At 71.8% G+C, this 25,644-nt stretch carries 21 protein-coding genes; 5 read left to right on the top strand and 16 right to left on the bottom strand.

Annotation, left to right across the window (positions count from 1 at the left end; all coding sequences use genetic code 11):
* Window positions 1-147 precede the first annotated feature (147 nt).
* The 5 genes from whiA to IL992_RS28680 all read right to left on the bottom strand — a co-directional run bounded on the left by whiA (window position 148) and on the right by IL992_RS28680 (window position 6,944).
* Complete coding sequence (gene whiA, locus IL992_RS28700; protein ID WP_079319876.1) at window positions 148-1,128, bottom strand: DNA-binding protein WhiA; 981 nt, start codon at window positions 1,126-1,128, stop codon at window positions 148-150.
* 63 nt (window positions 1,129-1,191) lie between these two features.
* Window positions 1,192-2,151, bottom strand: a complete 960-nt coding sequence (locus tag IL992_RS28695) for a gluconeogenesis factor YvcK family protein (RefSeq protein WP_193206637.1) — start codon at window positions 2,149-2,151, stop codon at window positions 1,192-1,194.
* A gap of 219 nt (window positions 2,152-2,370) precedes the next feature.
* The gene (gene rapZ / locus IL992_RS28690) at window positions 2,371-3,240 is read right to left on the bottom strand and encodes an RNase adapter RapZ (RefSeq protein WP_079319418.1); all 870 of its coding nucleotides are present in this window, start codon (window positions 3,238-3,240) and stop codon (window positions 2,371-2,373) included.
* 237 nt (window positions 3,241-3,477) lie between these two features.
* Window positions 3,478-5,499 (bottom strand): excinuclease ABC subunit UvrC, encoded by a 2,022-nt coding sequence (gene uvrC, locus IL992_RS28685; RefSeq protein WP_193206498.1) that lies wholly within the window; start codon window positions 5,497-5,499, stop codon window positions 3,478-3,480.
* Window positions 5,500-5,771: 272 nt separating this feature from the next.
* Complete coding sequence (locus IL992_RS28680) at window positions 5,772-6,944, bottom strand: FAD-dependent oxidoreductase (protein ID WP_193206497.1); 1,173 nt, start codon at window positions 6,942-6,944, stop codon at window positions 5,772-5,774.
* A gap of 54 nt (window positions 6,945-6,998) precedes the next feature.
* Between IL992_RS28680 and IL992_RS28675 the strand changes: the two genes are divergently transcribed.
* A complete protein-coding gene (locus IL992_RS28675) occupies window positions 6,999-7,691 on the top strand; it encodes a TetR/AcrR family transcriptional regulator (RefSeq protein ID WP_193206496.1) in 693 nt (230 codons plus the stop codon).
* A gap of 210 nt (window positions 7,692-7,901) precedes the next feature.
* Here the strand turns inward: IL992_RS28675 and IL992_RS28670 are convergent, their stop codons facing one another.
* On the bottom strand, window positions 7,902-8,345 hold the full coding sequence (locus IL992_RS28670) for a Rieske (2Fe-2S) protein (RefSeq protein ID WP_193206495.1): 444 nt from the start codon (window positions 8,343-8,345) through the stop codon (window positions 7,902-7,904).
* A gap of 165 nt (window positions 8,346-8,510) precedes the next feature.
* Window positions 8,511-11,351, bottom strand: coding sequence for an excinuclease ABC subunit UvrA (gene uvrA, locus IL992_RS28665; protein WP_193206494.1), 2,841 nt, complete (start codon window positions 11,349-11,351; stop codon window positions 8,511-8,513).
* A gap of 272 nt (window positions 11,352-11,623) precedes the next feature.
* Between uvrA and IL992_RS28660 the strand changes: the two genes are divergently transcribed.
* From IL992_RS28660 to menC, 4 genes are all read left to right on the top strand, one after another.
* Window positions 11,624-12,424 (top strand): maleylpyruvate isomerase family mycothiol-dependent enzyme, encoded by an 801-nt coding sequence (locus tag IL992_RS28660; RefSeq protein ID WP_193206493.1) that lies wholly within the window; start codon window positions 11,624-11,626, stop codon window positions 12,422-12,424.
* A 12-nt stretch (window positions 12,425-12,436) separates the two neighbouring features.
* Window positions 12,437-13,081 (top strand): MBL fold metallo-hydrolase, encoded by a 645-nt coding sequence (locus tag IL992_RS28655; RefSeq protein WP_193206492.1) that lies wholly within the window; start codon window positions 12,437-12,439, stop codon window positions 13,079-13,081.
* 173 nt (window positions 13,082-13,254) lie between these two features.
* A complete protein-coding gene (locus IL992_RS28650) occupies window positions 13,255-14,664 on the top strand; it encodes a GntT/GntP/DsdX family permease (RefSeq protein WP_193206491.1) in 1,410 nt (469 codons plus the stop codon).
* Window positions 14,665-14,730: 66 nt separating this feature from the next.
* Window positions 14,731-15,831 carry an o-succinylbenzoate synthase gene (gene menC / locus IL992_RS28645; RefSeq protein WP_193206490.1) on the top strand — a complete coding sequence of 367 codons (1,101 nt, stop codon included), beginning with the start codon at window positions 14,731-14,733 and terminating at the stop codon, window positions 15,829-15,831.
* Window positions 15,832-15,896: 65 nt separating this feature from the next.
* On the opposite strand, the gene IL992_RS28640 is transcribed toward menC, so the two are convergent.
* The 9 genes from IL992_RS28640 to steA all read right to left on the bottom strand — a co-directional run bounded on the left by IL992_RS28640 (window position 15,897) and on the right by steA (window position 25,409).
* Entirely contained in the window at window positions 15,897-16,193 is a 297-nt protein-coding gene (locus IL992_RS28640; RefSeq protein WP_030507339.1) for a hypothetical protein, read from the bottom strand.
* 99 nt (window positions 16,194-16,292) lie between these two features.
* Window positions 16,293-17,132 (bottom strand): CDP-diacylglycerol--serine O-phosphatidyltransferase, encoded by an 840-nt coding sequence (gene pssA, locus IL992_RS28635; RefSeq protein WP_193206489.1) that lies wholly within the window; start codon window positions 17,130-17,132, stop codon window positions 16,293-16,295.
* Window positions 17,119-17,778, bottom strand: a complete 660-nt coding sequence (locus IL992_RS28630; protein WP_193206636.1) for a phosphatidylserine decarboxylase — start codon at window positions 17,776-17,778, stop codon at window positions 17,119-17,121. The genes pssA and IL992_RS28630 overlap by 14 nt, the downstream gene beginning before the upstream one ends.
* A 139-nt stretch (window positions 17,779-17,917) precedes the next feature.
* A complete protein-coding gene (locus IL992_RS28625; RefSeq protein ID WP_193206488.1) occupies window positions 17,918-18,946 on the bottom strand; it encodes a TerC family protein in 1,029 nt (342 codons plus the stop codon).
* Window positions 18,947-19,223: 277 nt separating this feature from the next.
* Entirely contained in the window at window positions 19,224-20,336 is a 1,113-nt protein-coding gene (locus tag IL992_RS28620) for a glycosyltransferase family 4 protein (protein WP_193206487.1), read from the bottom strand.
* Window positions 20,337-20,531: 195 nt separating this feature from the next.
* Window positions 20,532-22,190 carry a murein biosynthesis integral membrane protein MurJ gene (gene murJ, locus IL992_RS28615; protein WP_193206486.1) on the bottom strand — a complete coding sequence of 553 codons (1,659 nt, stop codon included), beginning with the start codon at window positions 22,188-22,190 and terminating at the stop codon, window positions 20,532-20,534.
* A 42-nt stretch (window positions 22,191-22,232) separates the two neighbouring features.
* Entirely contained in the window at window positions 22,233-23,186 is a 954-nt protein-coding gene (locus tag IL992_RS28610) for a hypothetical protein (RefSeq protein WP_193206485.1), read from the bottom strand.
* 52 nt (window positions 23,187-23,238) lie between these two features.
* Complete coding sequence (locus tag IL992_RS28605) at window positions 23,239-24,216, bottom strand: copper transporter (RefSeq protein WP_193206484.1); 978 nt, start codon at window positions 24,214-24,216, stop codon at window positions 23,239-23,241.
* Window positions 24,213-25,409: a putative cytokinetic ring protein SteA gene (steA, locus tag IL992_RS28600; protein WP_226873956.1), complete on the bottom strand. Its 1,197-nt coding sequence runs from the start codon at window positions 25,407-25,409 to the stop codon at window positions 24,213-24,215. Before steA ends, IL992_RS28605 begins: the two co-directional genes overlap by 4 nt.
* Window positions 25,410-25,644 lie beyond the last annotated feature (235 nt).

Genomic DNA, 25,644 nt, shown 5'->3' with positions numbered 1-25,644 from the left:
TTTCCGCACGACGGCGACCCCGACCCACCCCTTCCGCGCGGCCCTCGCCCGGGCGCCAGCGGACGCCCGGCCGGACGGCGCGAGGGCGGCATGGCGGACCGTCCCGGCGGCCGAGACGGACCCGGGGAAGGAACGTCGAAGGCGTCGCTACTGCGCCAGCATGTCGGCGGTGAGGTTGGCCTCGGTGTTGGCGATGCCGAGGTCCTGGGCGCGCTTGTCGGCCATCGCGAGCAGGCGCCGGATGCGCCCGGCGATGGCGTCCTTGGTCAGCGGCGGGTCGGCGATCTGGCCGAGTTCCTCCAGGGACGCCTGCTTGTGCTCGACCCGCAGCCGGCCGGCGATCACCAGGTGCTCGGGGGCGTCGTCACCGAGGATCTCCAGCGCCCGCTGCACCCGCGCCCCGGCGGCGACGGCCGCCCTGGCCGACCTGCGCAGGTTGGCGTCGTCGAAGTTGGCCAGGCGGTTGGCGGTGGCCCGCACCTCGCGGCGCATCCGCCGCTCCTCCCAGGCCAGCACGCTGTCGTGGGCGCCGAGCCGGGTCAGCAGCGCGCTGATCGCGTCGCCGTCGCGCACGACCACGCGGTCGACGCCGCGCACCTCGCGGGCCTTGGCGTGGATCTTGAGCCGCCTGGCCGAGCCGACCAGGGCCAGCGCCGCCTCCGGCCCGGGACAGGTCACCTCCAGTGACATCGACCGGCCGGGCTCGGTCAGCGAGCCGTGCGCGAGGAACGCGCCCCGCCAGGCCGCCTCGGCGTCGCAGGTGGCCCCGGAGACGACCTGCCGGGGCAGCCCCCGCACCGGACGCCCGTGGTTGTCGATCAGGCCGGTCTGCCGGGCCAGCGCCTCGCCGTCCTTGTAGACGCGCACGACGTAGCGCGAGCCCTTGCGCAGTCCCGCGGGGGCCAGGACCAGCACCTCGGCCTTGTGGCCGAAGACCTCGCCGATGTCCTTGATCAGCCTGCGGGCGGTGGCGTTGGTGTCGAGCTCGGCCTCGATCACGATGCGCCCGCCCACCAGGTGCAGCCCGCTGGCGAACCGCAGCAGCGTCGAGACCTCCGCCTTGCGGCAGCAGGGCTTGAGCACCGGAAGGCGGCTCAGCTCGTCTTTCACCACACCCGTCATGGCCATCAGCTCGTGTCCTCCCCCAGACAGACTCTGCCCGTCAGTCTCTCGCACCTTGCGAGCACGCAATCACCGCTTCTCACGGAAAATCTCATCCAGGACAGCGGCAAGACGTGGTCCGTCGTGCCGTGCAGATCCGTCAGAGGCGGCCACATCGGCCAAAACGACTCGGCCGCCCATCGACCAGGCCGCCTTCTCCAGCGCCCTCGGGTCCGCGACCACACCGCCGTCCGCGATCACCGCGTCGACGACCAGCGCGGGGGCGTGCTCCCTGAGCACCTCCAGGTGCCGTTCCGGCGAGAAGCCGTCGGTCTCCCCCGCCTGCGGCGCGAGGTTGAGGATCACCAGCCGCCTGGCGCTCGTCTCGTGCAGCGCCCGGGCGAGCTCGGGCACCTTGAGATGCGGCAGCACGCTGGTGAACCACGAGCCCGGCCCGAACACCACCCAGTCGGCCGTCTCGATCGCCTCGATCGCCTGGGGGCAGGCGGGCGGGTCGGACGGCAGCAGCGAGATCGAGCGCACCAGCCCGGGCGTCAGCGCGCAGGCGACCTGCCCGCGCACCGTCGTGATCGTCCCGTCCAGCTCGACCTCCGCCTGGATGTCGAGCGGCACCGAGGCCATGGGCAGCACCCGGCCGTGCGCGCCGAGCAGCCGGCCCACCCACTCCAGGCCGACGACGGGGTCCTCCAGCAGCTCCCAGAGTGCGACGATGAGGAGGTTGCCGACGGCATGGCCGTGCAGTTCGCCCTCGCTTCTGAAACGGTGCTGGACGACCTCGCTCCAGGTCTGGCCCCACTCGTCGTCACCGCACAGGGCCGCGAGCGCCATCCGCAGGTCACCGGGCGGCAGGACCCCCAGTTCGCGCCTGAGGCGCCCGCTGGAGCCGCCGTCGTCGGCGACCGTCACCACGGCCGTCAGGTCGTCCGTGACGGTCCTGAGGGCCGACAGGGAGGCGTACAGGCCGTGGCCGCCGCCGAGCGCGACGACCTTCGGGCCGCTCGCGGCGGTCGCGGGGTGCGGGGGAAGCATCGGGCTGCCGGGGGTTGGGGACTTCCGGGGATGATCGGGGACGGAGGGGTCCGCGGGTTCGGGGGCGGGGTCCTTCATCGTCCTCCTCGCCTCGCCACGAGCACCGCTCTGCGGAGCCGTGGCGCTCATGTCGTGCTGATCGGCCCGGCCCCGGCGCCCGCCGGGGCTCGCCGTACGAGGTTCCGCCCGCGGGCCCGCGGGCGGCCCGGGCGGGGGCCGTCACTCGCGGCCCGTGTCCCTGTGGCTGACCTGGACGTCCATGCCGCGCTCGCGCAGGCGGGCGCCGAGTTGCTCGGCCATCGCGACGCTGCGGTGCTTGCCTCCGGTGCAGCCCACGGCGAGGGTGGCGTAGCCCTTGCCCTCGCGCGTGTATCCGGCGGCCACGACGCCGAAGACCTCCTCGTATCCGTCGAGGAACTCCTTGGCCCCGGGCTGGCTGAGCACGTAGTCGCGCACGGGCGCGTCGAGCCCGTTCATGGGCCGCAGTTCCGGCACCCAGTGGGGGTTGGGCAGGAACCGGCAGTCCACGACGAGGTCGGCGTCGACCGGCAGGCCGTACTTGTAGCCGAAGGAGACGACGTTGACCTTGAGACCCGGCCGGTCCTCGCCGCCGAAGAACGACACGATCTTCTTGCGCAGCTCGTGCACGTTCAGCAGGGACGTGTCGATGACGAGGTCGGCGTTGGCGCGGACCTCGCGCAGGATGCCGCGCTCGCGGTCGATCCCGTCGACGAGCCGCCCGTCGCCCTGGAGGGGGTGGGGACGCCGGACGTTCTCGAACCTGCGGACCAGTTCCTCGTCGCTCGCCTCAAGGAACACCACCCGGACGCCGACGCCGCGCCCGTCGAGTTCCTCGATCGCCGCGTTCAGGTCGGTGGTGAAGGCGAGGCTGCGCACGTCGACCACGGCCGCGACGCGGTCGGTCGCCATGTTCACCCGGCCCGCCTCCTCGGCGAGCGAGGACAGCAGCCCCGGCGGCAAGTTGTCGATCACGAACCAGCCGAGGTCCTCCAGAGCCTTCGCGGCGGTGCTGCGCCCCGCCCCCGACATTCCGGTGATCACCACGAATGCCGGCTCAGTCGTGCTCATCGCCCGCTCACCGCCTTGCCGCCCATGTCAGCTCGCCCAACGTCAGCCCCGTCGCCGTCCGCCGCCCACGCCGGGATGGCCGACCCGCCCCGCGGGGACCGGGCCCGCTCCCCATGGGAGGGACCCTCTGGTGCCGGAGCATGACACCTCTTCACCTGATCACGCCACCGCCACGCCGGGCGACTCCCACGGCGCCCTCCCCGGGGCGGGACATGCCGCGGTGCTCGCGCGGGCACCTCACGACCCCTGCCCCGCGGGGGACGGGCTCTCACCGCGCAGCGCCGCGACGATGGCCTCGGCGGTCGCACGGCCGATGCCGGGGACCTCGCGGATCTCCTCCGCGCTCGCCTCCCGCAGCCGCTTCACCGAGCCGAAGTGCCGCAGAAGGGCCTGACGGCGTGCCGGGCCCAGGCCCGGCACGTGGTCGAGCGCGCTCTCCTTGAGCGATTTCGACCTCTTCGTCCGATGGTAGGTGATGGCGAACCTGTGTGCTTCGTCGCGGACGCGCTGTAACAGGTAGAGGCCCTCGCTGCTGCGCGGCAGGATCACCGGCTGGTCGTCGCCGGGCAACCAGACCTCCTCCAGCCGCTTGGCCAGCCCGCACACCGCGATGTCGTCGATCCCGAGCTCGTCCAGGGCGCGCTGGGCGGCCGCCGCCTGCGCCGGGCCGCCGTCCACCACCACCAGGTTGGGCGGGTAGGCGAACTTGCGGGGGCGGCCGGTCTCCGGGTCGATCGGAGTCCCCGCGCCGCCGCGGCCGACCGCGTCGTACCCGTCCGCGTCGTACCCGTCGGCGTCGTGCGCCGCCCCGTCGTGCGCCGCTCCGTCGTGCGCTGCCGCGTCGTCCGTCCCCGCGTCCAGCTCGCCCGTCGCCGCCCGCTCCTCCAGGTAGCGCTTGAACCGCCGGCAGATGACCTCGTATATCGAGGCGACGTCGCCTTCCGCGGTCCTGATGGAGAAGCGGCGGTATTCGCTCTTGCGGGCCAGGCCGTCCTCGAAGACCACCATCGAGGCCACGACGTTCTCGCCCTGGATGTGCGACACGTCGTAACACTCGATGCGCAGCGGCGCCTGGTCGAGGTCGAGGGCGTCCGCGATCTCCTGCAAGGCCCGGCTGCGCGTGGTCAGGTCGCTCGCGCGGCGCAGCTTGTGCTGGGCGAGCGACTCCTTGGCGTTGCGCTCCACGGTCTCCATGAGGCTCTTCTTGTCGCCGCGCTGGGGAACGCGCAGGTCGACGCGGGAACCTCGCTGCTCGCTCAGCAGCTCGATCAGCGCGGCCTCGTCCGGGGGCTGCGCCGGCACGAGGATCTCGCGAGGGATCGCGGCCTCGCCGTACATCTGGAGCAGGAACTGCTCCACCAGCTCGCCGGGAGTGGCCTCCTCGACCTTGTCGACCACCCAGCCGCGCTGCCCGCGGATCCGGCCGCCGCGCACGTAGAAGACCTGGACCGCCGCCTCGAGCGGGTCCTCGGCGAGGGCGATCACGTCGCAGTCGGTGCCGTCGCCGAGCACGACCGTCTGCTTCTCGAGGGCCCGTTGCAGCGCCTGGATGTCGTCGCGCAGCCGCGCGGCCCGCTCGTACTCCTCCACGGCCGCGGCCTCGCGCATCTCGCGCTCCAGCCGCTTGATGAAGCGGCCGGTGTTGCCGGCCATGAAGTCGCAGAAGTCCTCGGCGAGGGCGCGGTGCTCCTCGGGGGTGACCCGGCCGACGCAGGGCGCGGAGCACTTGTCGATGTATCCCAGCAGGCAAGGACGTCCGATCTGGCCCGCCCGCTTGAAGACCCCCGCCGAGCACGTCCGTACGGGGAAGACGCGCAGCAGCAGGTCGACGGTCTCCCGGATGGCCCAGGCGTGCGAGTAGGGGCCGAAGTAGCGGGTTCCCTTCCTCTTGGCCCCGCGCATCACCTGCACCCGGGGGAAGTCCTCCCCCATCGTCACGGCCAGGTACGGGTACGACTTGTCGTCGCGGTACTTGACGTTGAACCGGGGGTCGAACTCCTTGATCCAGGAGTATTCGAGCTGGAGCGCCTCGACCTCGGTGCCGACCACCGTCCAGTCCACGGACGCCGCGGTCGTCAGCATGGTCTGCGTCCGCGGGTGCAGGCCGGCGAAGTCCGCGAAGTACGAGTTGAGCCGCTGCCGCAGGCTCTTCGCCTTGCCCACATAGATCACCCGGCCGCCCGGGTCGCGGAAGCGATAGACGCCTGGCGACTCAGGAATCGAACCGGGCGCCGGTCGATAGGTTGCCGGATCCGCCACACCCAAAGACTACTGGCCCCCGCCGACATTCCCGTCGCCCTGACGGCGATGGAAGACGAACTGGCCTTTACGCTGTAGATCAAAGACGTGGGGAGCGAGAACCCTGCCGTGGACCGGCCAGGGAACGGAACCCGTACGCCGATCCGCTGGTGCAGGTGCCCCCGTTCAGCAGCAGGCGGCGGGCGGTGGATCTTCCGGAAGGAACCGCGGCGGTGCCGCGCTGCCCCGTGAAGCCGTGGCGAGCGGCTGCCGGTGCTGCCGCGCTTGACAGATCAGGATGGCTGGACTTCCTCGAAGAGGGCGAGGGCTTGGGTGGGGTCCGGGCTCACGAGCCGTTCCAGACCGGCCATCGTGATCTTCGCCCACCTGCCGGCCCGTGCCCACATCTGCTCCTCGAAAGCGAGGACGGCCTCGTCCAGATCGCCAGGGCCGGGGGCGGCGACGACGGACTCGGCGAGTTCGGCGCCTTCCAGCATCGCGAGGTTCGCGCCCACTCCCAATGGAGGCATCAGGTGGGCGGCGTCGCCCAGCAGCGTCACCCCGGGGACGTGGGTCCAGGTGTGGGGCACGGGCAGGACATAGAGGGGGCGGTGGACGAAAGCGGTGCCGTGGCGGAGGAGGTCGAGGACGGGAGCGGCCCAGCCGTCGAACAGGGCCAGCAGGCTTGATCGCACGGCCTCGACGTCGGCGAGATCCAGTCCTGCGTCCAGGCCCGCACGCCGGTTCAGGCCCATATGCCGGTCCAGGTTCGTGTGCCAGTCCCGCGGCGCGCGGAACTGGGCGTACACCTTGACGTGGCCGCCGCTGTTGCGCTGGGCGACGAGATTGCGGTTCACGCCGTACACAGCCATGGCACCGTCGCCGATCAGCCGGGCGAGGTCGGGGTGGCGGGTGTCGACGTCGTCCAGGGAGGTCTCGACCGCGGTGACGCCGGTGTAGTGCGGCGTCGCGGACGAGACTGCCGGGCGAACCCGGGACCAGGCGCCGTCCGCGCCGACCACAAGATCGAACGTCTCCTGTCGCCCGTCCGCGAAACGGACCAGCACGCCGTCCCGGGTCCCCGGCACCACCTCGGTCACACTCCGCCCCCACTGAACGTCCAGGGGGCCGAGCAGCAGGTCACGGAGTTGTCCACGGTCGATCTCGGGATTGGCCCGGTCATCCGCACGGGGTCGCCAGTCGCGGAGGACGGTCCCGTCCGGGTCCAGGATGCGCATGGCCTGCCCCTCGGGGCGGGACAGCGCCTGGAACTCCGCCAGCAGCCCCGCCTTGCCCAGCGCGAGCTGGCCCAGCTTTTCGTGCAGGTCCAGCGCGCCGCCCGGGGGACGGGCGTCGGGGGCGGGATCGCGTTCGAGGACGGTGACAGGGTGATCGTGGCGGTGCAGGACGCGCGCGAAGGTAAGGCCGGCGGGGCCGCCCCCGATCACGGCGATACGATGTCTCATATCTATACACTGTATTTTTCTAAGACGGTGTATCGCAACCAGTACGATGCATGCATGACTGTGTGGGACCGGCCGGAGCCGCCGGCTCGCCCAGCACCGCTCGATCGGGAGCGAATCGTCGCCGCCGCCATCGCGCTGGCCGACGAGGGCGGGCTGGAGGCGGTGTCGTTGCGCAAGGTCGCCGCCCGGCTGGACGTCGGCCCGATGCGGCTGTACGGATACATCTCCACCAAGGAGGAGCTGTTCGACCTCATGGTGGACGAGGTGTACGCCGAGATCCTCCCCGAGGAGCAGCCCGGCGACTGGCGGGAGGTGCTGCGCGTCCTCGCCCACCGCACCAGGCAGGCCACCCGCCGTCACGAATGGCTGGCCGACCTGCTCGGCGGCCGTCCGGCCCTGGGCCCGAACGCCCTCGCCGTGACCGAGGCCACGCTGGCCGCCTTCGACGGCCTCGCCGACCTCGAGACCGTCATGCGTGCTGTGGAGACCGTCAGCGCCTACTTCACCGGCGCGATCAGGCGCGAGATCGCGAACCTGCGGGCCGAGCGTGCCACGGGCCTGTCCGAGCGCGACTGGCAGCGCGCCTCCGGACCGCATGTGATGAGGATGCTGGCCACGGGCCGCTTCCCGGCGCTGGCCAGGTTCGTGCACGACGGCACGGAGGTGGATGCCGAGGTGTCCTTCGCGACCGGCCTGGACTGGGTCCTCGACGCCGTGGCCGCCAAACTCGCCCGGCCGCCGGCGTGATGTTCAGGCCGCGGTCGGCCGGTTCCTGCACGAGTTGAGGACCTCGCGCAAGTTGCGGCCAAGGCGTGCGGCCAAGGCGTGCGGCCAAGGCGATCGAGCGTGTGCACGACGATCGTGTCGCCCGCGCGCGGGCGAGCGACCGCCGCTGCAGGCCGTCCCGCTCGGCCGAGGCGCCGGGCCTGCCAGAACAGCAGGCCCGGCAGCTCCCCGTCAGGCGAGGGTGATGCTGTCGCCGCTCACCGTGATCTTCTTCTCGGCGAGCGGCTTGGTCGCCGGGCCGTTGGTCACGGAGCCGTCCTTGGCGCTGAACTTGCTGCCGTGACACGGGCAGACGATCTCGTTGTTCGAGACGCTGGCGACCGGGCAGCCCTGGTGGGTGCAGGTCGCGCTGAACGCCTTGAACTCGCCGGACGCCGGCTGCGTGACGACGACGTCCTTGTCCTTGAAGACCTTGCCGCCGCCCTCGGGAATGTCGGCGGTCTTCGCGAGCTCGCCCCCGCCCTGTGCCGCCTGAGACTGGTCGCTCTGGGACCCGTCCTGGCCCGCCGACGCCGTCGTGTCGTCCCCGTCGGAGGCGCCGCACGCGCTCAGCGCCACGGCCAGCCCGGCGCCTCCGGCGCCGAAGATCACGGTCCGGCGTGTCGTATCCGTCATGCTCATCCTTCCCTGATGCGGCGGCCCGGGACGTCCACGGCCCCGGGTCCTTCCCCTGCGCGACGCGTCACCCTGTGTGTCCTCAGGTACGGCCATCACCCCGTGGCCGGTTCAGAGTGATGCGGTCGGAAGGAGAACAGTAGGGAGAAATCATGAGACGAATACTCATACGCCCAGGATCTTGCGGAGGAACGCGCCGGTGTGGCTCTCCTCGACCCGGGCGACCTCCTCGGGCGTGCCGGCGGCGATGACCCTGCCGCCGCCGGACCCGCCCTCGGGCCCCATGTCGACGATCCAGTCGGCGGTCTTGATGACGTCGAGGTTGTGCTCGATCACGATCACCGTGTTGCCGGCGTCCACGAGCCGGTTGAGCACGCCGAGAAGCCGCCTGATGTCCTCGAAGTGCAGGCCGGTGGTGGGCTCGTCCAGCACGTACACCGTGCGGCCGGTCGAGCGCCGCTGCAGCTCGGAGGCGAGCTTCACCCGCTGCGCCTCGCCGCCGGACAGCGTGGTCGCGGGCTGGCCCAGCCGTACATAACCGAGACCGACGTCGTTGAGGGTCTGCAGGTGGCGGCGGATGGCGGGGATCGCCTCGAAGAACTCCAGTGCCTCCTCGATCGGCATGTCGAGGACCTCGGCGATCGTCTTGCCCTTGTAGTGGACCTCCAGCGTCTCCCGGTTGTACCGGGCGCCGTGGCAGACCTCACAGGGGACGTAGACGTCCGGCAGGAAGTTCATCTCGATCTTGATGGTGCCGTCGCCGGAGCACGCCTCGCAGCGCCCGCCCTTGACGTTGAAGCTGAACCGGCCCTGCAGGTAACCGCGGACCTTCGCCTCGGTCGTGGCCGCGAACAGCTTGCGCACGTGGTCGAAGACGCCCGTGTACGTGGCCGGATTGGACCTCGGCGTGCGGCCGATCGGCGACTGGTCGACGTGGACGACCTTGTCCACCAGGTCGGTGCCGACGACCCGGGAGTGCCGTCCGGGCACGGTCTTCGCGCCGTTCAGCTCCTTGGCCAGCGCGGCGTAGAGGATGTCGTTGACCAGCGTCGACTTGCCGGACCCCGAGACGCCGGTGACCGCGGTGAAGACGCCGAGCGGGAACTCGACGTCCACCCCCTTCAGGTTGTGCTCACGGGCGCCCTTCACGACGAGCTGCCGCTTCTTGTCCCGCGGGCGCCGGATCTCCGGCACGATGATCGCCTTGCGGCCCGACAGGTACGCGCCGGTCAGCGACTCCTCGCTGGCGAGCAGGTCCTGCACGGTGCCGGACACGACGACCTGGCCGCCGTGCTCGCCCGCGCCGGGGCCGATGTCGACCACCCAGTCCGCGGCGGCGATCGTGTCCTCGTCGTGCTCGACGACGATCAGCGTGTTGCCCATGTCGCGCAGCCGGATCAGCGTCTCCAGCAGGCGCTGGTTGTCCCGCTGGTGCAGGCCGATGGACGGCTCGTCCAGCACGTACAGCACGCCGACAAGGCCGGAGCCGATCTGGGTCGCCAGCCGGATCCGCTGCGCCTCGCCACCCGCCAGCGTGCCGGCGGCGCGGTCGAGCGTCAGGTAGTCGAGGCCGACGTCGAGCAGGAAGCCCAGCCGGGCGTTGATCTCCTTGACCACCCGCTCCGCGATGTGCATGTCGCGCTCGGACAGCCGCAGGCCGGACAGGAACTTGGCGCAGTCGGCGATCGACATCGCCGAGACCTCGGCGATCGAGGCGTCCCCGACGGTCACGGCGAGCGAGACCGGCTTGAGGCGGCGGCCCTTGCAGGCCGGGCAGGGCACCTCGCGCATGAAGCCCTCGAACCGCTCCCGGCTGGCGTCGCTCTCCGACTCGGCGTGCCGGCGCTGGACCCAGGGGATCACGCCCTCGAACTCGGTGTAGTAGGACCGCTGCCTGCCGTACCGGTTGCTGTAGCGGATGTGGACCTGCTCGTCGTGGCCGTGCAGGATCGCCTTCTGCGCCTTCTTCGACAGCCGCTCCCACGGGGTGTCCAGGTCGAAGCCGAGCGCGTTGCCCAGCGCCTCCAGCAGCCGCACGAAGTAGTCGCTGGTGTGGCCGTTCGCCCACGGGCTGATCGCGCCGTCGCCGAGCGTGCGCTCGGGGTCGGGTACGAGGAGGTCGGGGTCGACCTCCATGCGGGTGCCGAGGCCGGTGCACTCGGGGCAGGCGCCGAAGGGCGAGTTGAACGAGAACGACCGGGGCTCCAGCTCCTCGAACGACAGGTCGTCGTAGGGGCAGTAGAGGTGCTCGGAGTAGAAGCGCTCACGGTTGGGGTCGTCGTCCGGAAGGTCGACGAAGTCGAGCGTGATCGTGCCGCCGGACAGCTGCAGCGCGGTCTCCACGGAGTCGGTGAGCCTGCGCCGCGCGCTCTCCTTGACCGACAGCCGGTCGACGATCACCTCGATGTCGTGCTTCTCGTACTTCTTGAGGGTGGGCGGCTCCTCCAGCCGCACGATCGTGCCGTCCACGCGGGCGCGGGCGTAGCCCTTGGTCTGCAGCTCGCGGAACAACTCGGCGTACTCGCCCTTGCGGCCGCGGATGATCGGGGCGAGCACCTGGAATCGGGTGCCCTCCTCCAGTTCGAGCACACGGTCGACGATCTGCTGCGGCGTCTGGCGGGCGATGGGGCGTGCGCACTGCGGGCAGTGCGGCTTGCCGATGCGCGCCCAGAGCAGACGCAGGTAGTCGTAGACCTCGGTGATCGTGCCGACGGTCGAGCGGGGGTTGCGGCTGGTGGACTTCTGGTCGATGGAGACGGCCGGGGAAAGGCCCTCGATGAAGTCCACGTCGGGCTTGTCCATCTGACCCAGGAACTGCCGGGCGTACGCGGACAGGGACTCCACGTACCGCCGCTGTCCCTCGGCGAAGATCGTGTCGAAGGCCAGGCTGGACTTGCCGGAGCCCGAGAGCCCGGTGAAGACGATCAGAGCGTCTCGCGGAAGGTCGAGCGAGACGTCCTTCAGGTTGTGTTCGCGTGCGCCACGCACGATCAGGCGGTCAGCCACGGTGGTCCCGATAGGTCGATGAGGTGAATGGAGGTGCACGGGCAGGCTATCCAGAGCCACCGACAATTTCGGGGGGCATCGTCCGGCGGCCGGAGGGGGCGGCCCCGCGTGCTTCCGTGGGACACGCTCCGTGAACCAGGGTATGAGCTTCGTCAAACCCGTGCCCGGCATCCGCGCGAAACCCCTGCTCATACAACCGCCGGCGGCGCCCTCCTCTTCCCGCGCGGTCACGGGGACGGCGGCCGGGGACTCCAGGGTCCATGATTCTTGCCATGTCCGTTATCGACGAGATCGCGCGGGAGCTTGCCGAGGCGACCGAGCGCCTGCTGGCGACCGCCGCCCGCCTCACCGACGAGGATCTCCGCGCACCGTCCCTGCTGCCCGGGTGGACGAGGGGACACGTGCTCACGCACGTCGCCCGCAACGCCGACAGCTACGTCAACCTGCTGGACTGGGCGCGCACAGGAGTGCGCACCCCGCAGTACGCGTCGGCGCGGGCCCGCGAGGCCGGCATCGAGGCGGGCGCCGGCCGCCCGGCCGGTGAACAGCTCGCCGACCTGCGCGACAGCGCGGAGCGGTTCGCGGCGGCGGTCAGGCAGATGCCCGCCGACGCGTGGACCGCGCCGGTCTCGGGCATGAACCCGCCCGAGCACCCCGCCTGGTACGTCCCGATCCGCCGGCTCAGGGAGGTCGAGGTGCACCACGCCGACCTCGGGGCAGGCTACGGATGGGCCGACTGGCCCGAGACGTACGTGAGACGAGAGCTGTACGACACGATGCTCTGGCTCGGCGACGAGAGCCCGGTGGGCGAGGTCGTCGCCCGCGACCCGGGCACCGGCGAGGTCCTGAGGACGTGGACCGGCCTCGGCGACGGCCCGGCCGTGGAGGGGACGCCGCGCGAGCTGCTCGCCTGGCTCGCGGGCAGGACCGACGGCGCGGGCCTGCGGCTCGCCTCACCGCAGACGCATCTCCGGCAGACCGGGAGGCTGCCGTCCCCGCCGCCCTGGCCGAAGCCGTCCCCGGCGGGGCTGCCCGCCGAGCCGCCGTCGTCCTGGCCGCCCGCCGGGAACTAGAGAGGAACGATCATGACCTATACCGGAAACGTCACCAAGGGCGGACCCGCCGACGTACGCGAAGTCCCCGGGCTGACGATCTCGAAAATCGAAGTCGGCGACTTCGGCAACAACGCGTACCTGCTCCGGTGCGCCGAGACCGGCGACGGGCTGCTGATCGACGCGGCGGCCGAGCCCGACCGGCTGCTCGATTTCATCGGCGACATGCCGATCAGCTCGATCGTGACCACTCACCGGCACCCCGACCACTGGGGAGCCCTGGAGGATGTGGCCCGGGCCACCGGCGCGCAGACCGTCGCGCACCCTCTCGACGCCCCCGAGCTCCCCGTGGAGATCACCAGGGAGGTCGAGCACGGCGACCGGGTGACGGTCGGCGTGGTGACGCTGGACGTCATCCATCTGCGCGGCCACACCCCCGGCTCGATCGCGCTGCTCTACCAGGATCGCCACCTGTTCACCGGCGACTCCCTGTTCCCCGGCGGCGTCGGGAACACGCAGAAGGACCCGGCGCGGTTCGAGCAGCTGTTCACGGACGTGGTGGAACGGATCTTCGACCGTCTGCCGGACGAGACGTGGGTCTATCCCGGCCACGGCAGGGACACCACCCTCGGCGCCGAGCGGCCGCACCTCCCCGAGTGGAAGGCCCGCGGCTGGTGACGTACACCTGACGTACGCCCGGACGGCCGGCGTCCCGCGGCGGGACTCTGGCTCGTCCCCGCGCCCCGGTTCCCCAGTCAAGTTCAGGCCGGGGCGCGTGACCCGGTTCTGCGTGATTCGGGGGGCTCCTGCGGGGCAGCGGCTACCGCACGGACCGTCGGAGGAGCCCCCGGATGACCCCCCTCGTGACCACCCCTCTCGCGAGCGCGGCCGCATGGAGCGGCCATGACACCCGTCTCATCGTGGCCGCCCTGGCCGGCATCGCGGTCATCGTGCTGCTGATCACGAGGCTGCGGACCCACCCGTTCCTCGCCCTCGCGCTCGGCTCGGGCGTGCTCGGCCTGGTGGCCGGCATGGCCCCCGAGAAGCTGATCGACAGCTTCTCCGCCGGGCTCGGCTCGACCGTGGCCGGCGTCGGCGTGCTCATCGCTCTCGGGGCGATGCTCGGCAAGCTGCTGGCCGACTCGGGCGGGGCCGAGGAGATCGTGGACGGCATCCTGCGCCGCAGCGGCGACCGGGCCCTGCCGTGGGCGATGACCCTGATCGCGGTGCTCATCGGACTGCCGATGTTCTTCGAGATCGGGCTGGTCCTGCTGATCCCCGTCATCCTGCTGGTGGCCCGGCGCAGTGGCCGTCCGCTGCTGCTGATCGCGGTCCCCGCACTGGCGAGCCTGTCCGTCCTGCACGGCCTGGTGCCCCCGCATCCCGGACCGCTGGTCGCGATCGACACGCTCAAGGCGGACCTCGGGCTCACGCTCGGGCTGGGGCTACTGGTGGCGATCCCGACCGTGATCGTCTCCGGCCCGCTGTTCGCCAGGTTCGCCGCCCGCTGGGTGCGGCCGGCGCCGCCCGAGCGCCTCGAACGCGAGCAGACCCAGGAGTCTGAGAACACGGCACCGGGAGAGGCGGACCGCCCCCGGCCGGGGTTCGGTGTCACGGTGGCCACGATCCTGCTGCCGGTCGTGCTGATGCTGGGCCGGGCCGTCGCGGAGATCGTCCTGCCGAAGGACCACGCGGTGCGCACCGTGTTCGAGGTCCTCGGCACTCCCCTCATCGCCCTGCTGATCGGGGTGATCGTGGCGATGTTCACGCTGGGCCGCGCCGCGGGCTTCGGCCGGGCCCGGATCTCCTCGGCGATCGCCGACTCGCTGCCGCCGATCGCCGGGATCCTGCTCATCGTCGGCGCGGGCGGAGGATTCAAGCAGACCCTGGTCGACTCGGGCGTCGGCAGGGTCATCGGCGAGGCCGCGCAGAGCGCGAGCGTGCCCGTGCTCGTGCTCGGCTGGCTGATCGCCGTCGGAATCCGTCTCGCCACCGGTTCCGCCACCGTCGCCACGATCTCCGCCGCCGGGATCGCCGCCCCGCTGGCGGCCGGGCTCTCCCCCGCCCACGTCGCCCTGCTCGTGCTCGCCATCGGCGCCGGGTCCCTGTTCTTCTCCCACGTGAACGACGCCGGGTTCTGGCTGGTCAAGGAGTACCTCGGGATGTCCGTCGGCGAGACCGTCAAGAGCTGGTCGATCATGGAGGCGATCATCTCGGTGGTGTCGTTCTGCTGCGTCCTCCTGCTCGGGCTGGTGCTCTGAGGACCTCCAGGGAACCTCCGTATAGTGGTCGCGCAAGCCGTCCTTCCCCTGGAGCCCGGGCACCTCATGGAGATCACTGGAATCGAACTGCGCCGGATCGCGATGCCGCTCGTCGCGCCGTTCCGGACGTCGTTCGGCACCGAGACCACCCGCGACGTCCTGCTGGTGCGGGTGGTGACGCCGGAGGCCGAGGGCTGGGGCGAGTGCGTGGCGATGTCCGAGCCGCTGTACTCCTCCGAGTACGTGGACGGTGCGGCCGACGTGCTGCGGCGTTTCCTGATCCCCGCGCTTCCCCTCGAGCTGAATCCGCAGGCCGTCGGTCCCGCCCTCGCGCCGTTCAAGGGCCACCGGATGGCCAAGGCGGCGCTGGAGGCCGCGGTGCTCGACGCGTCGCTCCGGATCACCGGCGAGTCCTTCGCCCGCTACCTCGGCGCCACCCGTGACCGCGTCCCCTGCGGCGTCTCGGTCGGGATCATGGGCTCGGTGGCCGAACTGCTCGACACCGTCGGGGCGTACGTCGAGGAGGGCTACGTACGCGTCAAGCTGAAGATCGGGCCGGGGTGGGACGTGACGCCGGTCCGCGCGGTCCGCGAGCGGTTCGGGGAGGACCTGCTGCTCCAGGTGGACGCCAACGCGGCCTACACGCTCGCGGACGCCCGTCATCTGGCCCGGCTTGACGACTTCGACCTTCTGCTGATCGAGCAGCCGCTGGCCGACGACGACCTCGTGCAGCACGCCCGGCTCGCCCGGTCGATCCGCACGCCGATCTGCCTCGACGAGTCCATCGAGTCGGCCGCCCACGCGGCGGCGGCGATCAGCCTCGGCGCGTGCTCGGTGGTCAACATCAAGCCCGGCAGAGTGGGCGGTTACCTGGAGGCCCGGCGCATCCACGACCTGTGCCGCGCCCACGGCGTCGCGGTGTGGTGCGGCGGCATGCTGGAGACCGGGATCGGGCGGGCGGCCAACGTCGCGCTGGCCGCGCTGCCCGGCTTCACGCTCCCGGGCGACACCTCCGCCTCCCGGCGCTACTTCCACACCGACGTGACCCCGCCGTTCGAACTGGACGGCGGGCACCTCGACGTGCCGGACGGCCCGGGGCTGGGCGTGGACCCCGTCCCGGACGTCCTGGACAAGGTCACCACGGCGACGGAGTGGATCCGGCTGTGACGGACTGAACCGGTCGGGCGTCGCCGAGAGCCCAGTCAGGCGTCGCCAAGGGCAGGGTCGACCCGTCAGGCGTCGCCAAGGGCAGGGTGCGGCCGGGGCTCGCCGGTGGTGAACACCTTCACGATGCGGTCGGCCGCGAGAGCGGGCTCCTCCGCGCTCTCCACCACGTCGCCCCAGGACCAGCGGTAGAACCAGCCGTCCGACATCGCGACGCAGTCCACGGTCTCGGTGAACAGCGCCGCGTCCGGGTCGCGGACCTTCAGCGAGGGCGGGTCGGGGCGCAGCGACGCCTCCAGCCCCCGCAGTTCAAGCTCCCGGGCCAGTTTGCCGAGGAAGTACGTCCGAGTGTGCTCACGAGGCATGGCGACCAGGGCTCCATTGGACTAGGCGTTTTCTCCAGTGATTGGCCGGGCCCAAGGTGGCGGGCCCCAGCCGACCGGGGCCCTGTTCGTGCGACGACGTCAGCCCGCGTTCTCCGAGCGTCGTTCCCTGCGCTGCTGCTGTTTGAACATGAGAACGCGAAGCGGAATGGCGGACACGATCGCGATCTGCATGGTGGCGCCCACCTTGATGAGCTGGTCGCCGCCCGCGAGACCGGCCGCCCAGATCGTCAGGCAGGCCACGTTGATCAGCATCCAGGCCAGCACGACGGCGGCCAGGTTGCCCTTCGGCTTGGGGTATTCGATCCGGCTGACCATAAGCCAGGCCACGGCGAAGATGGCGGCGAGCGTGACGTAGTTCGGCTGGAAGAGCAGCACGATCGACACCACGGTCATTGCGCCCATCGGGATCGGCAGGCCCATGAAGTCGCCGCTCTTGGTCTTCACGCAGGCGAAACGGGCCAGCCGTACGACGCCGGCGAGCAGGACGGACCCGGCCGCGCACAGCACCAGCCACAGTGGGAGCTTGCCGGAGAAGCCGGCCCAGATCATCACCATGAAGGCGGGCGCGAAGCCGAAGCTGATCACGTCGGCGAGGTTGTCCAGCTCGGCGCCCATCGCGGACGCGCGGAACTTCCTGGCCACCAGGCCGTCGAACAGGTCACAGGTCGCGCCGATGAGCAGCAGCACCACGGCCGTGCCGAAGAAGCGCGGGTCGGGGGCGAACTTGCCGCTGGCCTGCAGGTCGCTGATCGCCGACCAGGCGAGCACGCAGACGGCGAGGAACCCGCTGAGGGCGTTGCCGAGCGAGAGGGAGTCGGCGGCCGACAGGCGGAAGGCCTTGCCGACGGGCCCGCGCGGCTCCTCGGCCACCTCCTCCACAGGCCAGGAGGCTTCGGCTCCGAGGTCAGACGTGGTCAAGGCGCGTCACCCCCGCGACGGTCCGGGTGCCGACGGTGACCGCCGGCCTGATGCCCTCGGGCAGGTAGAGGTCCACCCGGGAGCCGAAACGGATCAGGCCGACCCGCTCGCCCTGGACGACCTTCGCGCCCGCGAACAGGTACGGCACGATGCGACGCGCGACGGCGCCGGCGATCTGCACCATCTCGATGTCCCCGATCGCGGTGTCGAAATGCCAGACGACACGCTCGTTCTTGTCGCTGTCCTTGTTGAACGCGGGCACGAAGCCGCCGGGCACGTGCTCGACCGAGGTGACCGTGCCGGCCGCGGGCGCCCGGTTCACGTGCACGTTCAGCGGGCTCATGAAGATCGCGACCCGGGTGCGGCCGTCCGGCCACGGGTCGATGCTCTGCACGACGCCGTCGGCGGGTGAGATGAGCCTGCCCTCGCCGGGCGCGCGCTCGGGATCGCGGAAGAACCACAGCATCCCGCCGGTGAGTGCGGCGAGCGGCGCCGCGGCCAGCGCCCAACGGGGCGACCTGCGGGTGAGGACGGCGGTGACGGCCGCCGCCGCGGCGGTCGGAGCCAGCCACGGGGACACCCCGCGTGCGAGCCTGACTCGGCCCCGGGCACTTCCCGCGAGCCCGGATTCAGGGCCGCGGGGCAACGATTCGTTGGACACAGATGACCTTTGTACTCTTCTGGCGACTATGGAGCGGCATGCGAGCTAACGATCGATATTACCGATCCGGCAGTCAATGCGTGGCACAACGAGAACAAGCAAACAGGGTCGAGTGCCCGGTTCGCTAGCCCTGCGGGGCTTCCGCCTGAGACGCCTCCGCTTGAGACGCCTCCGTCTGAGAGGCTTCCGCCGGAGTAATGGTCCTGTCGTCGCGGCGAGCCTTGATGAGACTGGCGACGGTGGTCACGGCCATGGTCACGCCGATGACCGCCAGCGACACCCAGATGGGGATCTGAGGAGCCCAGGAGACCTCGTTCTCGTGAAGTGCTTCAAGAATCAGCTTAACCCCGATGAAACCGAGGATGAACGCCAATCCGTAGCTGATGTAGACCAGCCGCTGCAGCAATCCGCCGAGCAGGAAGTAGAGCTGACGCAGTCCCATCAGGGCGAACGCGTTCGCGGAGAACACGATGAAGGCCGCCTTCGTGAGGCCGAAGATGGCCGGGATCGAATCGAGGGCGAACAGCAGATCCGTGGTGCCGATGGCGATCATCACGATCAGCATGGGCGTCACCATGCGCTTGCCGTCCACGCGCACGCTCACCCGGGAGCCGACGTAGTCGGGGGTGGTCGGGAAGACCCGCCGGGCCCAGCGCAGGAGGATGTTCTCGTTGAACTCCTCGTCCTCCTTGTTGTGGTCCCTGATCAGCGTGTACGCCGTGTAGATGAGGAAGACGCCGAACGCGTACAGCAGCCAGCCGAAGCGGCTCAGCGCGGCGGCCCCGATGGCGATGAAGATCCCGCGCATGACGAGCGCCAGGACGATGCCGACCAGCAGGACCTTGTGCTGGTAGATCCGAGGGACCCCGAAGCGGGTCATGATGATGTAGAAGACGAACAGGTTGTCGACGCTGAGGCTGTATTCCGTCAGATAGCCCGCGAAGAACTCGCCACCTGTCCCGGGACCGGCCCAAACCGTCAACCCGATGCCGAACAGCACGGCCAGGCAGACGTAGAAGCCCACCCAGATGCCGGCCTGCCGCATTGAGAACTCGCGTGGTTCACCCCGATCGACGATCAACAGGTCGACGGCGACCACGACAAGAAGACCCACGATGACCAGGGCCCACAACCACAGGGGCGCATGTACCACGACTACCTCCGGCGCGCGCTGAACACACTGCCGGAGGTCTCTCCCGCCCGTACGCGCACGGCGGACCGACGGCCCCGGGTGCTGACACCGTGATGACGGGACCGCCGCGAAGGGATACTCCCCCCCAACCCGTCCAGTATATGGATCAGACTTAGCCTCGCCTAATCCTTGCCGGAACCTCGGCGCTCGTCCGCAGGAACGCGCGACGGCTCACCAGGCCGCCGGTCTTGTGTCACCGGCGCGAAAGGGTGGTGGCACCCTCGCGCCAACCCCGCCGCTACGAGGCGAGCCCGTACGCCGCGAGCACCGCTCGCAGCGCCGCGTCCTCGTCGGGCAGCTCGCGGCCACGCCGTACGGACGCCTCCGCCAGGCGGGCGGCCAGGGCGGGATCGCCGAGCAGGCGGCCGATCTCCCGGCTCAGCGCGCCGGGGTCCTGCGGCGGCACCAGCAGGGCCGCCTCGCCCACCATCCCGGGCACGCCGCCCACCCGGGTCGCGATGATCGGCCTGCCCGCCCGCAGCGCCTCCTGGACGCTCAGTGGCTGCCCTTCCCATCTGCTGGGCACGATCACCGCCGTCGCGACCTGGAGCAGGTCGGCCGGCTCGGCCCAGCCGTACAGGACCACGGGCAGTTCCTCGGCCTCGACGCGGGCCTGCAGTTCCTTGCGCAGCGGCCCGTCGCCCGCGATCACGAAGACCGGGTCCCCCTTGTACGGCCCGGCCGCCGCGTCGAGCAGTGTCTCCAGGCCCTTCTGCTGGGCGAGCCGGGCGACGGTGAGCAGGATCGGCCGCTCCTGCGCGGCCTGCGGCACGTCCGCCCCGCCGGACAGCCGGGCGGCGATCTCGGCCCGCACGTCCTCGGCCGGGCGAGCGGGTTCGGCCAGCGGCGGCGCGGGCACCACCGCGAGGTCCACTCCCCGGGCGCCCCTGGCCCTCATGCGCTCCGCGACGTCGGGCGAGATGGCCAGAACCCGGTCCGCACGCCGGGCGACGATCCGTTCCAGCAGCCGGTAGACCGCGCCGATCGCGCCGCCCGCCGTGACCGCGTTGTGCAGGGTGACCACGAGACGCGGCCACCCCCGCGACCCGGTGAGAGCGAGGGCGGCCAGCGCGCCGGCCCGCAGGCCGTGGGCGTGGACGACGTCGGCGCCGCGGGCGAGCCCGCGCAGGCGCAGGGCGGTCCGCAGGTCGTGCGCGGGGTGCGGCCGCTCGGCGATCTCGACCTCGGCGAAGCCCGCGCCGGTGCCGCTGAAAGAGAAGACCTCCTCGGTGCTGCCGGGACCCGCGACCAGCACACGGTGCCCCCGCGTGACCAGCCCGCCGGCGAGCATCCGCACGTGCCGGGCCACGCCTCCCACGCTCGATCCCAGCACGAGCACGATACGACTCATGCCACCTCCTCGCCTCCGGCTCGGAGTCCGGTCGTGCCGGAGGCGCGCGATTGGGCGCCTCGCCGGACGCTGTGCCTACTGATCCGCTCGCTACGCTCGCTCATGCCACCTCCCCGCCTCCGGCTCGGAGTCCGGTCGTGCCGAAGGCGCGCGATTCGGCGCCTCGCCAGACGCTGTGCCTACTGATCAGCTCGCTCAAACCGTCTCCTCGGCCGGTGGCTCCGCCGGGCTCGCGCCTCTCCCACGTCTCACTCCGGACAGGGCGCCGGTCAGGTCTCTCCGATCCACGAGTGCGGCGACGAGCATCCCCGCGGCCACGGCCGTCAGGCCGGCGAGAGCGGCCGTCAGAAGGCCACCCCACGGGCCCTCGCCCGACAGGGGAAGCCGCGCGGCCGCCGCGCCCGCGAGGAAGCCCGCACCCCCGCCCAGCAGGGCGGCCAGACCGGCCCGCGGGACGCCGTGAACGGCCCGCGCCCCTCGCGCCCGCACGACCGATGCCAGCAGCAGCCCCGCCCCCACCGTCATGCCGGCCGCCTGGCCGAGTGCGAGCCCGCCCAGGCCCCAGCCGTCCGGCAGCACGAGGACGAACGCCACCTGGGCCACGGCCACGACCAGCCACCCGGCGACCTGCCCCCGAGCCGCCGCCCTGCCCTGTCCCGCGGCGTACAGCACCCGGCTGAGGTGGGCCACCAGGCCATACCCGATGAGTCCCGGCGCGAACAGCGCGATCCCCCGGGCGAAGTCCGCCGCGTCGACCGCGGTGTCGGCCCGGGCGAGGAAGACGTGCGCGACCGGTTCCGCGACCGCGGCGAGCGCGCCGGCTGCCAGGCCGCAGACCAGCACGACCGCGCGCGTCGTCCGCGCCGCCAGCGCCGCGAAGCCCTCGCCCCCGTCCTCGGCCTGCGCCCGCGCGGCGAGCGCGGGGAACGCGCTGGTCGCGATGGGCACCGCGAGCACGGCGTACGGCACCTGGTAGATCGCCCACGCGTAGTTGTAGGCGGGCAGCGCGCCGCCGCCGACGCGGTTGGCGATGGGAATCAGGATCGCCGCGGCGGCCTGCTGGGCGACCAGCGCGCTCAGCCCGGCCAGGGCGAGCCGCCGCACCTGTACGGCGACGCCCTCGGGAAAGCGGAGCGTGGGCCGCCACCGCAGCCCGAGCCGCCACGTGGGCCCGACCACGGTGACGACCAGAGCCAGCACGCCGAGCGTCGTGCCCGCAGACAGCGCGATCTCGGCCGGAGCGGGCACCGCGGCGGGGTCCTTGTGGCCGCCGCTGAGCGGCCCGAAGGCCAGGTAGGCGATGATGACCACCACGCTCGACACCAGCGGCGCCAGCGCCGGCCCCGAGAAACGACGGTGGGCCTGCAGCACGCCGTAGAGCACCACGGCCATGCCGTACAACGGGATCTGCGGCGCGAACACGACCAGCATGCGCGCGGCGACGGCGGCGACCTGGCCGACATCGCAATTCCCGACCCCGAAGGCGACGAGGAGCCGCGCCAGCGGCGCCGCGACCAGCGCGGTCAGCGCCGCGAGCGGCACCAGCAGCACGATCACCCAGGTCAGCAGCGCGGAGGCGATCCGTCCGACCTCCGCACGCGCCCCGCCGTCCGATCTGGCGGCGGCGCCGGCGAGCACCGGGACGACCATCCCGGCGAGCGCGCCGCCCACCACCACCTCGAACACGATGTTCGGCACGTTGTTGGCCGTGTAGTAGGCGGTGGCCAGGCAGTTCGTGCCGACCGTGCGCGCGAACGCCAGTTGCTTGGCGAAGCCCGTCACCCGCGCCAGGACCGTGATGACCCCGATGAGGACCGCCGCCCCCGCGATCCCCGCCCCGAGCCGTCTAACCATGCCGGTGCCGTACGCCTCCGCGGACGGCCCTGGTCGTCCAGGTCACCCGCGCGACCCCGGCGTGCCGGGGGCGGTCTGGGGAGCGCGCCGGCCGAGCATGTCCAGGCGGTTGAGCACCCGGTTGCCGGCGATGACCTTGGTGAAGCTGACCTTCTCCGAGGCGGCGGTGAGAGCGGCGACGACACCGAGGGCGGCGATCCGGCCGGGCCTGCCCAGCCGGGCCGTGGCCGCCAGGCCGAGCAGCGCGCCGAGCGCGTTCGCCCCGGCGTCGCCGAGCATCGCCCGCTCGCCCAGGTCCTCCGGCAGCAGCGCCGCCGCCGCGCCCAGCGGGACAGCGGTCAGCGCGGCGGCCTGACGGGAGCGCGGGCCGTACGGCGCGGCGATCGAGGCGGCCAGCAGGGGAACCCCGGCGAGCAGCCCCACCTTGATCGCGCGGCCGGGCCGCAGGTCGAACAGGTTGGCCAGATTGGCGCTGCCGGCGATCAGCGCGCCGTCGACGAGCGTGTCGAGGGACCGCGCCACCACGCCCCCGTCCTGGGCGTGACGGGGGGCGAGCGCCGCCGCGGCGAGCCCGGTCGCGCCGATGCCGAGGATCTTGACCGCTCCGCTGGTCACCTCGCCGCGCGCGAGCGCGGCCAGGTGCCCCTTGAACCCCTTCGACGAGGTCGTGCCGAACAGGTCGTCGTACGCGCCGAGGACGCCGCTGCCCGCGCCGGCGAGCACGGCGGCCGCGCGGGCGCGTACGGGAAGGCCGGGAGCGAGGGCGGAGGCGGCCACGGCGCCGGCGGCGAACGCGGGGCCCTCCAGCAGCGTGACCGGCTCGCCCCGGTGGTTGACCCGGGTCCAGTACTCGTCGGCGGTCTTCTCGTCGCCGATCGGCGGGCGGCGCCGGAAAGCGGCGAAGGCGGCGCGCGCGGCGGCGGCGCCGAGCGCGGCGCCGACGGCGGCCCCGAGCGCCGCGGCGGCGCGGGTGCCGGCCTGGGGACGTCTGGCCACGGCTGTTGCCCTTCTCTGCGTATTCGTCAGGCGTGATGTGCCGGTCGGCGGCTCAGCCCCGGCTCGCCGCCGGGGTGGGGGTCTGGCTGGGCGCGGTCACCGTGGGCTCGAACGCCGTCGCGCCGCTGCCGATGCCGTAGGAACCCGAACGGCCGGCCAGTTGCTCCCGCAGAGCGTAGACCACCACGACACGGCCCGCGGCGAAATCGACGGTGTCGACGGTCGAGACCGCCGAGGCCACGCCGCCGGTGTCGTGCAGCGCCGCGATGGCGCCGCCGTTGGCGGAGGCGGTGACGGTGCCCGCCAGGACGGTGCCGAGAGCGCCGCCGTCGAGGCCGGCCGCGACCGAGACGAGCGCGTTCGTCTGCCGGTCGGCGTCCTCCCCCTCGTACGGCTGGGCCGGCGCGAGCACGATGGCCATCGTCGCCCGCTGCTCGGGGTCGCCGTTCAGGGTCAGGAAGTCGCCCGCCTGGAACGCCTCCAGCACGCCGGTGGCCGCGGGGTTGGCCCGGCCCGCCTGCGCTCGGTCGTTGGTCACGATCGCGCCGGCGAGCATCGCGGCGGCCTTGTCGTACGGCGTGGCCCCGTCGGGAAAGGTGGTGCCCGCCGGGGCGAGGTTGGTGGCGAGCCCGTCCACCACGCTCGCCTGCTCGGCGTCGACGAACTTCTCGGTCAGGCTGACCCTGCCGCTGTAGGCGGCGCCCGCGCTCGTGACGAGCTTCTCGATCGGGTCACGCAGGGCGGCCGACGCACCGGGAGCCTCGACGAGCACGACGCGCTCGCCCGCGAGCTGGCCGCGCACGAGCTCGGGCAGGTGAGTCGTGACCAGCGAGTCGGAGCCCTCCTCGCGGCTCTGCAGCTGCGAGATCTGGGCCAGGTTGCTCTCGTTGGCCTTCCGCAGGGACGCGGTCATCTCCTCGGCCGACTTGAAGAAGGTGGGCTCGAGCACGGTGCTGCCCAGCACGATGCCGACCGTGAGCGCGAGGAAGATCGCCACGATCGAGACGAGGTGATAACGGAAATCGATCACGAGAAGAGTCCGACCAGCCAGAAGATGAAGCCGTTCCAGGCCACGCGCAGTCCGTTCAGCCACACCTGGCCGATCGGCGATACCGAAAGCACGACGCCGATCGTGACCAGCGTGGTGGCCACGAGCAGCAACAGGGAGGGCGTGGAGATCCGGCTGCGGTAGAGCCTGCTCACGCCCTTGGCGTCCACGAGCTTGCTGCCGACCCGCAGGCGGGTGAGGAAGGTGCTCGCCGCGCCCGACCTGCCCTTGTCCAGGAACTCGTCGAGCGTCCAGTGGGTGCCGACCGCGACGATGAGCGTGGCGCCCTTGTCGTCGGCCAGGAGCATCGCGATGTCCTCGCTCGTCCCGGTCGCGGGGAACACGACCGCCTCCTGGCCCAGCTTGCGCACCCGCTCGAGCCCCGGCGCCCGCCCGTCGCGGTAGGCGTGGACGACCAGTTCGGCGCCGCAGCACAGCGCCTTCTCCGACACGGAGTCGAAGTCGCCCACGATGATGTCGGGCACGTACCCGGCCTCGAGCAGCGCGTCCGCCCCGCCGTCGACGCCGATCAGCACCGGGCGGTACTCCCGGATGTACGGCCGGAGCGTGGCGATGTCCTCCTTGTAGTGGTAACCCCGCACCACGATGAGGGCGTGGCGGTTCTCCAGGGAGGTGCGGATGTCGGGCACGCCGACCCCGTCGATCAGAAGGTCGCGCTCGCGCCGGACGTACTCCATCGTGTTCGCGGCGAAGGCCTCGATCTGGACGGCGAGGCCCGCGCGGGCCTCGGTCATCGCCGCTTCGACGCTGTCGGCGGTCTGCGGCTCCCCCTTGCCGACGAGTTCCTCGCCGAGGTAGACCATGCCGTCGTGGACGCGGATGACGTCGCCGTCGGCGATCCGCTCGAACAGCTCCGGCGACGCGTTGTCGATCAGAGGGATGCCCGCGTCGAGCAGGATCTGCGGCCCGAGGTTGGGGTAACGGCCGCTGATGCTCGCGGCGACGTTGACCACGGCCGCCACGCCGCACGCGACGAGAGCCTCCCCGCTGACCCGGTCGATGTCGACGTGATCGATAATCGCGATTTCCCCGGGCTTGAGGCGCTTGGTCAGCCTCTTCGTCCGCCTGTCGATTCTCGCCACTGCCGTCACCCCGGGAAGGCCGTCGGCCTTCCTGCGGCGGAGGCCCGGAACATTCAAGCTCGGGACCTTCATCATGACCATCCTGCCAGAGGCGGCGACCGCCACGCTTCCACACCCCACGGCTCGTCTGAATTGTCACTGCAAGTCAGGGATGTTGCCGAGGTGCGCCGACCGGGGGCAGCCGAGCCAACGCCCACCTTCCGCGACGCCGTCCGCCCCCCGTTCCTCCGCCCCCTCGTTGCCGGGGCTTGACTGCTTCCCGGCGCGCCCTGCTCCAAACGTCACCCCCGCGCGCGCCCCGCCGAGT

Source organism: Microbispora sitophila, assembly GCF_014892245.1.
Taxonomy (GTDB): domain Bacteria; phylum Actinomycetota; class Actinomycetes; order Streptosporangiales; family Streptosporangiaceae; genus Microbispora; species Microbispora siamensis.
Note: the sequence above shows the minus strand (reverse complement) of the source record. Positions and strands in the feature narration are given on the sequence as shown.

What these genes read in the sequence shown, in the direction of transcription:
- whiA (WP_079319876.1), bottom strand. Translation starts at nt 1,128, where the DNA reads ATGGCCATGACGGGTGTGGTGAAAGACGAGCTGAGCCGCCTTCCGGTG.
- IL992_RS28695 (WP_193206637.1), bottom strand. Translation starts at nt 2,151, where the DNA reads ATGCTTCCCCCGCACCCCGCGACCGCCGCGAGCGGCCCGAAGGTCGTC.
- rapZ (WP_079319418.1), bottom strand. Translation starts at nt 3,240, where the DNA reads ATGAGCACGACTGAGCCGGCATTCGTGGTGATCACCGGAATGTCGGGG.
- IL992_RS28680 (WP_193206497.1), bottom strand. Translation starts at nt 6,944, where the DNA reads ATGAGACATCGTATCGCCGTGATCGGGGGCGGCCCCGCCGGCCTTACC.
- IL992_RS28675 (WP_193206496.1), top strand. Translation starts at nt 6,999, where the DNA reads ATGACTGTGTGGGACCGGCCGGAGCCGCCGGCTCGCCCAGCACCGCTC.
- IL992_RS28670 (WP_193206495.1), bottom strand. Translation starts at nt 8,345, where the DNA reads ATGACGGATACGACACGCCGGACCGTGATCTTCGGCGCCGGAGGCGCC.
- IL992_RS28660 (WP_193206493.1), top strand. Translation starts at nt 11,624, where the DNA reads ATGTCCGTTATCGACGAGATCGCGCGGGAGCTTGCCGAGGCGACCGAG.
- IL992_RS28655 (WP_193206492.1), top strand. Translation starts at nt 12,437, where the DNA reads ATGACCTATACCGGAAACGTCACCAAGGGCGGACCCGCCGACGTACGC.
- IL992_RS28650 (WP_193206491.1), top strand. Translation starts at nt 13,255, where the DNA reads ATGACCCCCCTCGTGACCACCCCTCTCGCGAGCGCGGCCGCATGGAGC.
- menC (WP_193206490.1), top strand. Translation starts at nt 14,731, where the DNA reads ATGGAGATCACTGGAATCGAACTGCGCCGGATCGCGATGCCGCTCGTC.
- IL992_RS28640 (WP_030507339.1), bottom strand. Translation starts at nt 16,193, where the DNA reads ATGCCTCGTGAGCACACTCGGACGTACTTCCTCGGCAAACTGGCCCGG.
- IL992_RS28620 (WP_193206487.1), bottom strand. Translation starts at nt 20,336, where the DNA reads ATGAGTCGTATCGTGCTCGTGCTGGGATCGAGCGTGGGAGGCGTGGCC.
- murJ (WP_193206486.1), bottom strand. Translation starts at nt 22,190, where the DNA reads ATGGTTAGACGGCTCGGGGCGGGGATCGCGGGGGCGGCGGTCCTCATC.
- steA (WP_226873956.1), bottom strand. Translation starts at nt 25,409, where the DNA reads ATGAAGGTCCCGAGCTTGAATGTTCCGGGCCTCCGCCGCAGGAAGGCC.